This is a genomic window from Maricaulis sp. (genome assembly GCF_017642925.1).
Taxonomy (GTDB): Bacteria; Pseudomonadota; Alphaproteobacteria; order Caulobacterales; family Maricaulaceae; genus Maricaulis.
This window is the reverse complement of the sequence record NZ_JAEPOL010000003.1, coordinates 1-12,996: the sequence shown is the minus strand read 5'-3', so window position 1 is coordinate 12,996 and position 12,996 is coordinate 1. Positions and strand designations below refer to the sequence as shown.

General features: G+C 63.8%; 14 protein-coding genes. 10 read left to right on the top strand and 4 right to left on the bottom strand.

All coding sequences use genetic code 11. The annotated features are described in order from the left end of the window. Positions 1–36: 36 nt before the first annotated feature. From hemF to JJ918_RS03005, 3 genes are all read right to left on the bottom strand, one after another. Positions 37–936, bottom strand: a complete 900-nt coding sequence (hemF, locus tag JJ918_RS03015) for an oxygen-dependent coproporphyrinogen oxidase (RefSeq protein ID WP_291883064.1) — start codon at positions 934–936, stop codon at positions 37–39. Between the two features lie 66 nt (positions 937–1,002). Further along, positions 1,003–2,283 carry a DUF2235 domain-containing protein gene (locus tag JJ918_RS03010; protein WP_291883061.1) on the bottom strand — a complete coding sequence of 427 codons (1,281 nt, stop codon included), beginning with the start codon at positions 2,281–2,283 and terminating at the stop codon, positions 1,003–1,005. A gap of 70 nt (positions 2,284–2,353) precedes the next feature. Continuing rightward, positions 2,354–2,809: a tRNA (cytidine(34)-2'-O)-methyltransferase gene (locus JJ918_RS03005; RefSeq protein WP_291883632.1), complete on the bottom strand. Its 456-nt coding sequence runs from the start codon at positions 2,807–2,809 to the stop codon at positions 2,354–2,356. Between the two features lie 190 nt (positions 2,810–2,999). Between JJ918_RS03005 and petA the strand changes: the two genes are divergently transcribed. The 10 genes from petA (at position 3,000) to JJ918_RS02955 (ending at position 11,040) form a co-directional block, all read left to right on the top strand. Further along, complete coding sequence (petA, locus tag JJ918_RS03000) at positions 3,000–3,644, top strand: ubiquinol-cytochrome c reductase iron-sulfur subunit (RefSeq protein WP_291883058.1); 645 nt, start codon at positions 3,000–3,002, stop codon at positions 3,642–3,644. After that, complete coding sequence (locus JJ918_RS02995) at positions 3,641–4,912, top strand: cytochrome b N-terminal domain-containing protein (RefSeq protein WP_291883056.1); 1,272 nt, start codon at positions 3,641–3,643, stop codon at positions 4,910–4,912. The genes petA and JJ918_RS02995 overlap by 4 nt, the downstream gene beginning before the upstream one ends. Before the next feature lie 15 nt (positions 4,913–4,927). After that, the gene (locus JJ918_RS02990) at positions 4,928–5,731 is read left to right on the top strand and encodes a cytochrome c1 (protein ID WP_291883053.1); all 804 of its coding nucleotides are present in this window, start codon (positions 4,928–4,930) and stop codon (positions 5,729–5,731) included. Between the two features lie 74 nt (positions 5,732–5,805). After that, positions 5,806–6,567 carry a hypothetical protein gene (locus JJ918_RS02985; protein ID WP_291883050.1) on the top strand — a complete coding sequence of 254 codons (762 nt, stop codon included), beginning with the start codon at positions 5,806–5,808 and terminating at the stop codon, positions 6,565–6,567. After that, positions 6,560–7,438 carry an S-methyl-5'-thioadenosine phosphorylase gene (locus JJ918_RS02980; RefSeq protein WP_291883047.1) on the top strand — a complete coding sequence of 293 codons (879 nt, stop codon included), beginning with the start codon at positions 6,560–6,562 and terminating at the stop codon, positions 7,436–7,438. Before JJ918_RS02985 ends, JJ918_RS02980 begins: the two co-directional genes overlap by 8 nt. A gap of 53 nt (positions 7,439–7,491) precedes the next feature. After that, the gene (locus JJ918_RS02975; protein ID WP_291883044.1) at positions 7,492–8,232 is read left to right on the top strand and encodes a hypothetical protein; all 741 of its coding nucleotides are present in this window, start codon (positions 7,492–7,494) and stop codon (positions 8,230–8,232) included. Positions 8,233–8,304: 72 nt separating this feature from the next. Further along, complete coding sequence (locus JJ918_RS02970; protein WP_291883042.1) at positions 8,305–8,703, top strand: lysozyme inhibitor LprI family protein; 399 nt, start codon at positions 8,305–8,307, stop codon at positions 8,701–8,703. Then, positions 8,703–9,335, top strand: coding sequence for a glutathione S-transferase family protein (locus JJ918_RS02965; RefSeq protein WP_291883040.1), 633 nt, complete (start codon positions 8,703–8,705; stop codon positions 9,333–9,335). Before JJ918_RS02970 ends, JJ918_RS02965 begins: the two co-directional genes overlap by 1 nt. Positions 9,336–9,360: 25 nt before the next feature. Next, positions 9,361–9,888, top strand: coding sequence for an adenine phosphoribosyltransferase (locus tag JJ918_RS02960; RefSeq protein WP_291883037.1), 528 nt, complete (start codon positions 9,361–9,363; stop codon positions 9,886–9,888). Between the two features lie 495 nt (positions 9,889–10,383). Then, positions 10,384–11,040 (top strand): metal-dependent hydrolase, encoded by a 657-nt coding sequence (locus JJ918_RS02955; protein WP_291883035.1) that lies wholly within the window; start codon positions 10,384–10,386, stop codon positions 11,038–11,040. Positions 11,041–11,264: 224 nt separating this feature from the next. Here the strand turns inward: JJ918_RS02955 and JJ918_RS02950 are convergent, their stop codons facing one another. Continuing rightward, complete coding sequence (locus tag JJ918_RS02950) at positions 11,265–12,749, bottom strand: peptidase S10 (RefSeq protein WP_291883033.1); 1,485 nt, start codon at positions 12,747–12,749, stop codon at positions 11,265–11,267. Positions 12,750–12,996 lie beyond the last annotated feature (247 nt).

The following is a 12,996-nucleotide window of genomic DNA, read 5'->3' as shown; positions in this document are numbered from 1 at the left end:
TTTTTCTTCCCTCTGGCAGGATTTGCCGGGCCGGACCTAAGGCCATTTCGCCTCGGGCGGCATGGAGGAGAGGATCGACTTCACATTGCCGCCGGTCTCGAGGCCGAACTTGGTGCCGCGATCATAGAGCAGGTTGAACTCGGCATAGCGGCCGCGGCGGACGAGCTGTTCCTCGCGGTCTTCCGGCGTCCAGGCCTCGCCCATGCGCCGGCGCACGAGTTGCGGATAGATGTCCAGGAAAGCCAGGCCGACATCGCGGGTGAAGGAGAAGTCGCCATCCCAGTCGTCGGTATTGTGGCGGTCGTAGAAAATCCCGCCAATGCCGCGCGGTTCGTCGCGATGGGGCAGGTAGAAATACTCGTCGCACCATTTCTTGAAGCGGTCATGGAAATCCTCGCCATGCGCGTCGCAGGCGGCCTTGCAGGCGGCGTGGAAATCCTTTGCGTCGGGGTGCGACTGGGTGCGGTTGCGATCGAGTACGGGGGTCAGGTCCATGCCGCCGCCGAACCACCACTGGGTCGTGGTGATGAAGCGCGTATTCATGTGCACAGCCGGCACGTTGGGCGACCACATATGCGCGATGAGCGAAATGCCGGTGGCGAAGAAGCGCGGGTCTTCCTCGGCACCGGGGATCTGCTGGCGGAACAGGTCGGAGAACTCGCCCTTCACGGCAGAGACGTGAACGCCCACCTTTTCGAACAGCCGGCCCTTCATCAGGCCCATGCGGCCGCCGCCCTCATCCTTGGACCCGTCGCCGCGTTTCCAGTCCTCGAACACGAAACGCCCGGGCTCGCCGGGATAGAGATCGGACGGGGCCTCGTCTTCCAGGCGTTCGAATTCGGCGCAGATCCGGTCGCGCAGATCCTCGAACCAGGCCTGGGCGGACTGGCATTGCAGGTCGGAGCCGGCGGAGGCGGGCTTGGGCTGATCACTCATGGCCGCGATGTGTAGCGCAGCGGGCGGCGAGGGCAAGCCCCGCTCCGCTTGTACCGGCCAGGCCGGTCAGCGCCGCCAGGTGGGGAAGGCTGCCTCGATATCGGCAATGCGGATGCGCGTCTGCTGGCGGATGCGGTCGGCGAGCGACTGGACATAATCCATGTTCTCGCCCTCGAACCCCTCATACTGCTTGGCCTGCACGGCGATCTCGCCGACATCCGGCAGGTGGGTGACGCGGTCCCGGTTGATCATGCCCAGCGAATAGCCCAGCAGCCGGCCGATCGCGCTCTGATTGGCCTGTTTCCAGTCGCCCGACACATTGCTCAGCGGTGCGCTGAGCGAGGGGGCAAAGCGGATGGTCTGTGTGTTGTTGCGGCTGCGCGAGCGGTCGCGCACCGTGACCGGGAAGTTCACCGCGCTGAATTCCGCGTCATAGCTCAGCCGGGCGCCATTGCTGCAGGCGCCTTCGGCAATCCAGGCGAGAGCATGGTCGGACAGGCCGGTGACATCGCCGCCGCCGCCGATCGAGCCATGATCGCCGGGAAACCAGAGCTGCTGGTAGGCATCGCGGCCGCGGCCGTCGCTTTCGGCTTCGGTCTGCAGCGCAGCCATCTTGCCGGCCTCGAACAGGGCCGGACGGAAGGCGGCGCGGGGTTCGTCCAGTGCGACCGCGTGGCGGGCCCGCTGCACGATGCGGGAAAGTTTCAGATCGTGGAAGCCGTGATCCTCGGCCTTGCCGGCCATGGCATTCCACACGCCGGGCACACCGTTCTGGCCGACCGTGTCCCAGACACCGAGATAGCTGACCATGATTTTCTGGTCGGGATTGTCGGCCTGCAGCGACAGGTCGGCGGCGGTGTCGATCCACCAGCCGGGATGGTTATAGGTGCGGCGGAATTCGATGCTGTCGGGGTGGTCGGGCTTGCGGCGCTTGTCCTTGTAGAGCATCAGCGCGTCGTCGACATAGGGCGCTGCATCGCGCCGCAGGATGCCGCAATTTCTGATCATCCCGACCAGCGAGCGCGCTGTGTAGGCGCCGCGCGAAAAGCCGAACACGAAAATCTCGTCGCCGGGGTCGTAGTTGAAAACAAGAAAGGAATAGGCGTCGACGATGTTCTGGATCAGCCCGTCGCCGAAACCGCCGCCATCCATGCTCTCGCCTTCCAGCGTGCCGACACCTTCATCGTAGAAGACGACCTGCTTGACCGGATCGGTGCCGTCACCGGCATCGCCCTCGGGATGGATGGACTGGGCCAGCTTGACCACATTCGTCACCGGACGGGACTTGTAGTCCAGCTCGTTCCAGGTGCCGTCACAACAGATCACGATACGCTTGTGCCGCGCCATCAAACCCTCCCGCGCTGCGCCGGATATGCGCGGAAATGCTACTTCAGATGGAAATGGCGTTCAAACGGATTCACGGGTTGTTTCGAAACTGCCGGCTCGCTTCCGCCAGCGCGATGCCGGCGCTCATCGCGACATTGAGCGAGCGCATGTCCGGGCGAATCGGAATCCGCACGCGACAATCCGCCGCGGCGTGGATGGTCTCCGGCACGCCGGCGCTTTCCCGGCCGAAGAGCAGCCGGTCGTCCGGCTCGAAAGCGAAATCCCACAGGTCTGTCGCGCCCGCAGTCGTGAACAGGACGAGGCGGCCCGGACGAGCTTCTGCACTTTCTGTGTAGGTATTCCAGCTGGCATGGCGCACCGGCGCAATGGCCGCGCCATAGTCCATCGCGGCCTTGCGAATCCCCTTGTCCGTCAGGGGAAAGGCGCAGGGCTCGATGACGTCCATTCCGGCCCCGAAACAGGCGGCCGTCCGCATGGAAGCCCCAAGGTTTTGCGGAATATCCGGTTGAAAAAATACGATCCGCATTCTAAGCCGCGCACAGACTGGAGCCATCTGTCTGCATGCGGCATTGCGCCGCCTACTGGTCAGTGGGTCCGGGAGTAGTTTATACCGCGTCAAACCCCGTCTTGGACGGGGTCGTCAAGATTGACGCATGTTTCTGGGGCAGGGCCCGGCTTTGTGCAGGCCCGTTATAGACAAGAGAAGAGGTCGGCTCGTGACGGAAGAGAACGGCGCGCCCGGCGGACACGGTGAAGAACCGACACGCCGCGACTTCATCTATATCGCTGCAGGCGGCGCGGCCGCTGTCGGTGGCGGTCTCGTGGCCTGGCCGTTCATCGATCAGATGAATCCCGCAGCGGATACGCTGGCGCTGGGATCCATCCGCGTCGATGTCTCGCTGGTCCCGGTGGGATCGGAGATCACCGTCATGTGGCGCGGTGGCCCGGTTTTCATTCGGCACCGGACCGAGGAAGAGATCGCGGAGGCCCGCTCGGTCGAGCTGAACGCGCTCCCGGACGAGGACGCCCGCAACGACAACCTGCCGGCCGGCATTCCGGCGATCGATGCGAACCGCGTCCTGCGCCCGGAATTCCTGATCGTGAAGGGCAATTGTACCCACCTCGGCTGCGTGCCGCTGGGTCTTGGCGCCAATACCGGCGACTATGACGGCTGGTACTGCCCCTGCCACGGTTCGCACTACGACACCTCGGCCCGGATCCGTCGCGGACCGGCGCCGGAAAACCTGCCGGTTCCGGACTATTATTTCGAATCGGAAAACACGGTGAAGATCGGCCTGTCGCCTGACGAGGCAGCTGTCTCCGGATGGCAGGTCGCTGACGCTTCGGGGGCTGCGGCATGAGCGGACAATCGACTTACGAGCCGAAGACCGGAATCGAGAAATGGCTCGACTCCCGTCTTCCGATCATCCGCCTGGGCTATGACAGCTTCGTCGACTTCCCGACGCCGCGGAATCTGAACTACTGGTGGACGTTCGGCGGTATTCTCGCCGTCTTCCTGATGATCCAGATCATCACCGGCATCGTGCTTGCCATGCACTATGTCGCGCACGAGGACATGGCCTTCCAGTCGGTCGCCCGCATCACCCGCGACGTGCCCTTCGGCTGGCTGATCCAGTCGATGCACGCGAACGGTGCGAGCTTCTTCTTCGTGGCGGTCTACCTGCACATGTTCCGGGGTCTGTACTACGGATCGTACAAGGCGCCGCGCGAGGTCCTCTGGATCCTCGGCGTCGTGATCTACCTCCTGATGATGGCAACCGCCTTCATGGGCTACGTCCTGCCGTGGGGCCAGATGTCCTACTGGGGCGCCATGGTGATCACCAACCTGATCGGCGCGCTGCCCTTCGTCGGCGACGCGATCCGGGAATGGCTGTGGGGCGGTTTCTCGGTCGGCCAGGCCACGCTGAACCGCTTCTTCTCCCTGCACTACCTGCTGCCCTTCGTGATCGCCGGCGTTGTCGGCCTGCACATCTGGGCGCTGCACGTGCCGGGCAACGGCAATCCGGCCGGTCTGGAAATCAAGGACCCGAAGAAGGACGCACTGCCCTTCCACCCGTACTACACGGTGAAGGACGGCTTCGCGATCATCGTCTACCTGATGGTTTTCGCCACCTTCGTCTTCTACATGCCGGGCGTGCTGGGCCATGCCGACAACTATATCGAGGCCAACCCGCTCTCGACGCCGGCGCACATCGTGCCTGAATGGTATTTCCTGCCCTTCTACGCGATCCTGCGCGCCATCACCTTCGACATCGGCCCGATCGATGCGAAGCTGGGCGGCGTGCTGGCGATGTTCGGTGCCATCGCGATCCTCTTCGTCCTGCCCTGGCTGGACACGTCGAAGGTTCGCTCCATGCGCTACCGCCCGCTGACCCGCTGGTTCTTCATCTTCTTCGTGATTGCGGCACTGGGCCTTGGCTGGTGCGGCGCGAAGAATCCGGACGATCCGTTCATCGGCGGCCTGAAATTCGTGCACCTGGCGCAATTCCTGACGGCTTACTACTTCGCCTATTTCATCGTCATCCTGCCGGTGATGGGCATTGTCGAGAAGCCGAAGGACCGTCCGGCGTCGATCGAGGCGTCGGTCCTCGGTGAAGACAAGTCCTAAGGGAGCGACGAGATCATGATGATGACCCGTATTTTCGCCGCTGCCCTGGCAGCTGTCGGCCTCTCGGCCACGGCGGCGCTGGCCGTCGAGGGCGACGTCCACGCACCGGAAAACTACGCCTGGGAATTCGAGGGCCCGTTCGGCACGTTCGACCGCAATGCGGTGCAGCGTGGCTATCAGGTCTACCAGGAGGTCTGCGCTTCCTGTCACTCGATGAACCTGATGCGCTTCCGCAATCTGGGCCAGAAGGGCGGTCCGTTCGAGTCGGAGCAGTATCCGAACCCGAACGACAACCCGATCGTGATGCAGATCGCCGCCGGCTACCAGATCGAGGACGGTCCGAACGATGACGGCGACATGTTCATGCGTGACGGCCTGCCGTCCGACGCCTTCCCGGCGCCGTTCGAGAACGAGCAGCAGGCGCGGGCTTCCAATGGCGGTGCCTATCCGCCGGACCTGTCGCTGATCGTCAAGGCACGTTCGGGCGGTGCGGACTATATCCGTTCGCTGCTGCTGGGCTATGAAGAGGCGCCGGAAGACTCCCACCTGTCGCCGGGCCAGTACTACAACGCTTACTTCGCCGGTGGCGCGATCGCCATGGCACCGCCGCTGGTCGACGACATCATCTCCTATGATGACGGCACGACAGCATCCATGGAGCAGATGGCCGAGGACGTGGTGACCTTCCTCACCTGGGCCGGCGATCCGCACATGGAAGAGCGCAAGCAGATGGGCGTGATGGTGCTGATGTATCTCTTCATCTTCGCCGTCCTGGTCTATCTGGCCTACCGCCAGGTCTGGCGGAACGTGAAGCACTAGACGAGCCGTGCCTCTGCTAGTTTGAAAGAGCCACGAACGGTTTTGTTCGTGGCTCTTTTTGCATGGAGTGCTACATGTGGCTGAAGGACCTTCCTGGGCAAACCGCGGTCAGATTTGGAAGTTTGTTCTGGACACCCAAAGAGATTGGTCGGGTGCTTGCGCAGACTGTGCGACCTTTCATACTCGAGACAACTGACCCTCTGCCTTTAGTCGGACGCGTTGGCACGACTACCCTCGTTAGTCATCAAGGTAGCAAATACGCGGTGGCAACTAGGCATCAGCTAAGCGTCAACGGTGGGGTAAACTTGACTGAGGAAGACGTTGATGCAGTTCGGATTGGCGCAAAGGAGGGAGGGCGTTTAATCAATCTACCGGTCAATAAGTGCGTGTTTGAGACCGGAAATCCAGACGAGGCTTTTCACGAGCTGGTCTTTTTCTGCGTTGATGAAAAATTTCCCCAAGTTTCTAGAGATTCATATTATTTTGCAAATTTATCCAAAATAGACTCGGGAAAATATTTGAAATCTGTCGCATATGGTTTGCCGCACCTAAATGAACAAGTTGACTATGATAATTCACATCTGAAAATTCATATCCAAGAGATATGGTGTGAGTATGATGCGAACTTTAAAACGCACAATAGAAATTTTAGAAAACTCAATATTATCAACCCAGAGGGTAAATTTTATGATGGAATGAGTGGGGGTGCGGTTTTCTCATTTTATAGACATCAAAAAGAGTTTTTAGTGCTTTTGGATGGGGTGATCGTTAGGGCGGGAAATGGTCAGATTTATATAGTGGATACGGAATATCTGGAGCAGATGTTTGGTGCATAAACTTTCAGCTGAATGGAAGCTCGGCATTATCGGCGGGTCCGGCCTCTACGCTCTCGACGGGCTCGAAAACGTCCGCAGTGAAACCGTCGAGACGCCCTGGGGCGCACCCTCGGCAGCCCTGACGCACGGCACGCTGAACGGTGTCGAACTGGTCTTCCTGCCGCGTCACGGGGCGGGACACCGGCTGTCGCCGTCGGACATTCCCTTCCGCGCCAATATCGCCGCGCTGAAAATGGCGGGCTGTACCGACATCGTCTCGATCTCGGCCTGCGGCTCGCTGCGCGAGCATCTCGCGCCGGGGCATTTCGTGATCGTTGACCAGTATGTCGACCGTACCGATGGCCGCGCCCGCAGTTTTTTCGGTGCCGGGTGCGTCGCGCACGTGCCCATGGCCCAGCCGGTCTGTGCCCGCATGGCGGGGCTGATCGGCGATGCCGGCGAGGCGGCCGGCGTGCCGGTGCAGCGCGGTGGCACCTATATCACGATCGAGGGGCCGCAATTTTCCACCCGTGCCGAGAGCGAGCTTTACCGGCATTGGGGCATGGACGTGATCGGCATGACCAACATGCCCGAGGCCCGGCTCGCGCGTGAAGCCGAGCTGCCCTATGCCTCGATCGCCATGGTGACGGATTACGACTGCTGGCACGATGGCGAGGAAAGTGTCGACGTTGCCGCCGTGCTGCGGGTGATGCGCGACAATACGGTCAAGGCCAAGGCCTTGCTGACCCGTCTGACGGCCATGCTGGCCGGCCGCGAGCGTGCGCCGGACCCGGTCGATACCGTGCTCGACACCGCGATCATCACACCGCCGGACGCCCGGGATCCTGAAGTCGTCGCACGCCTGCGCGCGATTGCCGGACGGGTGCTTTAGGACACCGCTGGACGCGTGGCGGGAGGTATGCGTACACTCTCTGAATGTATCGCGTGCTTCTGATCGCCTTGCTCGTTTCAACGATGCCCGGGCTTCACCCCCGGGCCGGCGCCAGCGATATTGTGGCTTTCGACGCGCTCGACGCACAGACCTACGATATTTCCCGCGACAGCGTCGTTCAGCTTCTGTGTCACGAGGAGCAGACCGGCCGGTATTTTCTCAGCCGGGCCGTCGTGCTCGACGCACAGCCTGGTTCACGGCCGGGTTTCGATATCCTGCTTGGAACGCGCCATGCCTTGCGGGGGAATAACGGCCCGCGGACATGCCAGGTGCGTGGCGTGCCGGAATCGGTGGGCGAAATCGTCGACGCGCGTACGGGGCCGCCTCACCCCGAACACCTGACGGAATTCAGCAGCGACTGGGCGATCCTGCGCACGCGGCGGCGACTGCCTGACGAGACCCCCCGGCTTCGTGTTCTGGCGGCAGGGCCCATCGATCAAGGTGACGTCTCGCTGCTGGTTCGCCCGGTAGACCGGGCGCCCTGCGATGTCCGGCAGTCGCCTCCGGCCTTTTCCGACCCCGGACTTCTGATCCACGGCTGCCGGTCGCGCCAGGGCCTGTCGGGCACGCCGCTCGTCGTGCAGATCGACGGCGAACCCTTTGTGGTCGCCGTTCATGTCGGTCACACCATTCCGTTCGGCGAGACCCAGGATTCCTACGGGATCGCGCGCCGCCTCAACGGAGAATTCCTCACCACCTTGGCGGAGTATCTTCACGAAGCCGGCATCCCCTAGCCGCAGGCGGCTCTTTCCCCGCGCCGCGGCCTCGTCCATAAAGGCCGCACGGGCAAGGATGAAGGGGACACCATGATCACGGTGGTTGCACTCAGCTGGGCGGTCGCGACTGTCCAGATGCCGGAATTCACGCCGCCCCGTCCGGCGGTGGAATGCGCCGAACACCTCACCGACTGGCCGGCCCGCCGCCGCTGCCTGGGCGGCCTGCTCGACGATGCCGAAGCGGCGCTTGAGCGCGCGGCGGACGCTGCGCTCGAAGAAGCCCGCAATTCCGATTTCGACTCCGGCGGCCATTTTGGCGCCGAAGCGCATTTCGAGGCCGCCCAGACGGCCTGGCATGCCTATCGCGATGCCGAATGCGACCGGCGCACCGCGCTGATGTTCATCGGCGAGGACAGCCGCGAGGAGATCGGCCTGGACTGCCGCATCACCCTGACCCGGGCCCGCACGCGGGAACTGGAGACGATGTGATGGACCGGCCGGTCCTGCATATCGGCAACAAGCGATATTCCAGCTGGTCCCTGCGGGCCTGGCTGGTCCTGCGCAAGGCGGGCATCGATTTCGACGAGGCCATGGTGCCGCTCTACACGCCGCAGACGCGGCAGGCGGTGAGCGATCTGTCGCCGGGCGGCAGCGTACCGGCCCTGACCACACAGCACGGCACTTTCTGGGATTCGCTGGCGATTGCCGAATGGGCGGCCGAGCGCGAACCGGGGCTGTGGCCGGAGCATGAGGGCCGCCGGGCCCTGGCGCGCGCTGCTGTCTGCCGCATGCATGCCGGTTTCACCGCCCTGCGCGGCCAGTGCGCCATGGACATTGCGCGCACACCGCAGGCCATTGCCCTGAATGCCGATACCCGCGCCGATATCGCCGCCATCCAGGCGCTGTGGAATGATGTCGGCAGCGTCGACGGTCCCTGGCTGTTCGGCCGCTGGAGCATTGCCGACGCCTTCTTCACGCCGGTCGCGGTGCGTTTCCACACCTTTGACATTCCGCTGCATGCCGGCGCCCAGGACTATTGCGATAAGCTGCTGGCCGATGAAGACTATGCCGCGTGGCGCAGCGCCGCCTTGGCCGAGACCCTGCCGGGCCCGACCGGCTGAACGACAGCGAACTGGATCTTTCCGCATGGACCTGAAATCCGCCATCCGCACGATTCCGGATTATCCCAAGCCGGGCATCATGTTCCGCGATGTCACTACGCTGATCGGCGATGCACGCGCCTTCCGCGTCGCCGTTGACCGCATGGTCCAGCCCTGGGCCGGCGCCAAGATCGACCGGGTGGCCGGCACCGAAGCGCGCGGCTTTATCCTGGGCGGTGCCGTGGCGCACCAGCTCTCCGTCGGCTTCACCCCGGTGCGCAAGCGCGGCAAGCTGCCCCACCGCACGCTGATCGAGGAATACGAGCTGGAATACGGCCAGGACGCGATCGAGATCCATGTCGACGCGATCCAGGAAAACGACCGGGTCCTGCTGGTCGACGACCTGATCGCCACCGGCGGCACGGCGGAAGCCTCCATCCGCCTCCTGCAACGCGCCGGCGCCACCGTCGTCGGCGCGGCTTTCGTCATCGACCTGCCCGATCTGGGCGGCGCCAAACGCATCGAGGCGCTCGGCGTGCCGGTCTCCTCGCTGGTGCAGTACGAAGGCGATTAAATGGGGGCTCACCCCTTCTCCCCGACGGGGGAGAAGGTGCCGCAAAGCGGCGGATGAGGGGCGCGCGACAGCGCTACAAGGAATCCTTGAGAGGCCGCTCCGCGGCCGCCCCTCACCTTTGATTCCTCTCCCCGGTGGGGGAGAGGGGAGTATCACTGCAGCATTCACCGTCACCCTGACGAAAGTCAGGGCCCAGTTCACAGAACGCGATGGGGGCGAACTCGCACCTGTACCGCTCAGCGGCCACAAGCGTAATCTGGGTCCTGACTGAAGCCTACGCCCGCGAAAGCGGGTGTCAGGATGACGGTGGTTTGGGCTGAGGCTGGCTTTCCTCCTCATTCCATGGGGAAGAAAGAGGCAGCCGCTTCCCCCGGATTTATTCCGGGGTCTGGCACAAGGCCGGGGAAATCAGGCGAGGCGGTGCATACAGCCCGGCTCTCACCTTGCCTGCATCGGCACAGCCCCTAGTCTGGGCACAAACAGGGGAGGGGAGCCATGTTCGTCGGTCACTACGGTCCGGCCTTTGCCGGCAAGGCGGTGGCGCGCAGCGTGCCGTTGTGGACGCTCTTCCTCGCAGTGCAGCTGGTCGATGTCGCCTGGGGCCTATTCGTCGCCAACGGGATCGAGAACATGCGCATCGTGCCGGGCTTTACCGACGCCAATGCGCTCGATCTCTACGACATGCCGATCACCCATTCCCTGCCGGGCGCGCTGGCCTGGTCGGTGGCGGCCGGCCTCGTCTATGCGATCTGGGCGCGGCGCGAGAAGACGCTGGGCGGGCTGGTCGTCGGCGCGGCCGTCTTCTCCCACTGGATCCTGGACCTCCTGGTCCATGTGCCGGACCTCGCGCTCTGGCCGGGCGGGCCGAAAGTGGGGCTGGGCCTGTGGAACAACTATCCCGTCGCGCTGGCCGTCGAGGCGGCCGTACTGGTGCTGGGCTTTTTGCTCTACATGCGCGTGACGGAGGCGAAGGGCCTCGCCGGCCGGATCTGGCCCTGGGTGTTCCTGGTGCTGCTGGGCGTGGCGGAGATCGCCAATCATGGCGGCCCGCTGCCGGAAAGCCCGGCCGCCTTCGGCTATTCCGCCGCGGTGACCTTCCTCGTCTTCACCGGCCTCGCAGCCGTCTGCGACCTGACGCGGCGGGTGCGGTAGGGTCGCTACCCTCCCAATCAAAAACTTCGTCATCCCCCGGCTTGTCCGGGGGACCTGGACTCTCCCGTCAGCAGGGAGTGGCCAGGCCTGCACGCGGCAGGTTCCCCGGTCAGCTGAGCTCCCCCGGATCCCTGCTTGCGCAGGGCCCGTGGGATGACGGCTCAAGAAGAGGGTTCGGATTGAAAACGGGGACATGGGCCCGAGGCCCACATCCCCGCTTCGCATTAGTTCGCGATCAGTGCCCGCACATCGGCCGTCGAGGCTTCCAGTGACGGTTCGTGCAGATACATCATGTGGCCGGCTTCGTAGTAGCGGAACTGGACGCGGTCCTGGTCGAAGCCGGGCTGGTTGAACATCAGCTCGGCGGCGAAGAAGGGCGTGGCCAGGTCGTAATAGCCCTGGGCGACCAGCACTTTGAGATCGGAATTCTGGCGCATGGCGCGGGCGATCCACGGGGCGACATTGATGTAGTTGTTATTGCCCGAGCGGCCGGCATCCCAGTTCCAGCCGCGCACGCCGCCGATCACCGAATAGAATTCGGTCATGTCGACGCCCAGCGTGCGGGTGAAATAGTCCAGCATGGCGGCGGTATAGCTGCCATCGATACCGTAGAAGCTGGGATCGGTTTCCGGATCCTCGCCGACACCGTCGACCTCGACGCCGGTGAAGCGGGCGTCCAGGCGGCCCACCGACACGCCCTCGTCGCGCATCAGCTCGCGCTGGAAGCGGCGCAGCGAGACGCGCATATTGGCGCGGGTGAGGAAGTCTTCCGACAGGCCGGTAAAGCGCGACAGCTCGCGCACCACGCGGGCCTGGCGGTCGGCCGGCAGGGTCACGCCATGCATCAGGGCCGGCATGTATTCCTCGATGGCGAAGGTGCGCGCCTCGGCCAGGAAGGCCTCCAGATCATTATTCCAGGCCGAGCGGTCGACCTGGCCATGATACCAGGCCGTGGCGGCAAAGCCCGGCAGCAGGCCGACATAGCCGATATCATTGCCATCGGACGTGTCGTCATAGCGGAAGTCCAGCACGGTCGAGATCAGGGCCACGCCATTGATCGCGACGTCGTTATAGCTGCCTTCCAGCTGGTTCAGCAGCGAGCCGATACGCAGCGTGCCATAGCTTTCGCCCAGGAGGTATTTCGGCGAATTCCAGCGCCGGTTTTCGGTCAGCCAGATGCGGATGAACTGGGCCAGGCTCTCGCCGTCCTCGTTGACGCCCCAGAAATCGTCGCCCTCGCTCTCGCCCAGCGGACGGCTCCAGCCGGTGCCGACCGGATCGACGAAGACGAGATCGGCCACGTCGAGGATGGAATGCGTGTTCTCGACGATGTTGTAGGGCGCCGCGCCATCGTCCTGCGCATTCGGCAGGGCCACGCGCTGCGGGCCGAACATGCCCATGTGCAGCCACAGGCTGGCCGAACCCGGTCCGCCATTGAAGACGAAGGCGACCGGCCGCGTGCGCGGGTCGGCATGGCCGTCGGCGATATAGGTGGTCGAGAAGATCGAGGCGGTCGGATTGCCGTCAGCATCGCGCAGATAGGTCTCGCCGGCGGTGACGGTGTAGCGCACGCGCGTGCCGTTGGCGTTGACCTGGCCGGTGCTCTCATAGACGCGCGGCTCGGGGATATCGCCCCCGGAATTCTCCTGCGCCTGAACGGTGGTAGCCAGAAGCACCGCGCCCAGCGCGGCAGTCATCAAGCGGATCATGCCTGTCTCCCCAAATTGACGTCGCCGCGACCCTAAGCGCCAATCCGCCTGGCGGGAAGACCGGGTGTGCGGCGGTAATGTTGGGGGGATAGCGCCTGTCATCCCGGACGGATGCCCGGCGAAGGCCGGGCGCAGGTCCGGGACCCATAGTCCCGGTGCGTGTCCAGCTGTCGCGCATGTCGAGCCTGCTTTCGGTCAGAAGCGAGCGTATAGGTCCCTGTGTGTTGGAGGTGTTGTAGGCTGGTTG

Coding starts and splice junctions, on each gene's coding strand:
- hemF (WP_291883064.1), bottom strand. CDS start 936: ATGAGTGATCAGCCCAAGCCCGCCTCCGCCGGCTCCGACCTGCAATGC.
- JJ918_RS03010 (WP_291883061.1), bottom strand. CDS start 2,283: ATGGCGCGGCACAAGCGTATCGTGATCTGTTGTGACGGCACCTGGAAC.
- JJ918_RS03005 (WP_291883632.1), bottom strand. CDS start 2,809: ATGCGGATCGTATTTTTTCAACCGGATATTCCGCAAAACCTTGGGGCT.
- JJ918_RS02995 (WP_291883056.1), top strand. CDS start 3,641: ATGAGCGGACAATCGACTTACGAGCCGAAGACCGGAATCGAGAAATGG.
- JJ918_RS02990 (WP_291883053.1), top strand. CDS start 4,928: ATGATGATGACCCGTATTTTCGCCGCTGCCCTGGCAGCTGTCGGCCTC.
- JJ918_RS02985 (WP_291883050.1), top strand. CDS start 5,806: ATGTGGCTGAAGGACCTTCCTGGGCAAACCGCGGTCAGATTTGGAAGT.
- JJ918_RS02970 (WP_291883042.1), top strand. CDS start 8,305: ATGATCACGGTGGTTGCACTCAGCTGGGCGGTCGCGACTGTCCAGATG.
- JJ918_RS02965 (WP_291883040.1), top strand. CDS start 8,703: ATGGACCGGCCGGTCCTGCATATCGGCAACAAGCGATATTCCAGCTGG.
- JJ918_RS02960 (WP_291883037.1), top strand. CDS start 9,361: ATGGACCTGAAATCCGCCATCCGCACGATTCCGGATTATCCCAAGCCG.
- JJ918_RS02955 (WP_291883035.1), top strand. CDS start 10,384: ATGTTCGTCGGTCACTACGGTCCGGCCTTTGCCGGCAAGGCGGTGGCG.
- JJ918_RS02950 (WP_291883033.1), bottom strand. CDS start 12,749: ATGATCCGCTTGATGACTGCCGCGCTGGGCGCGGTGCTTCTGGCTACC.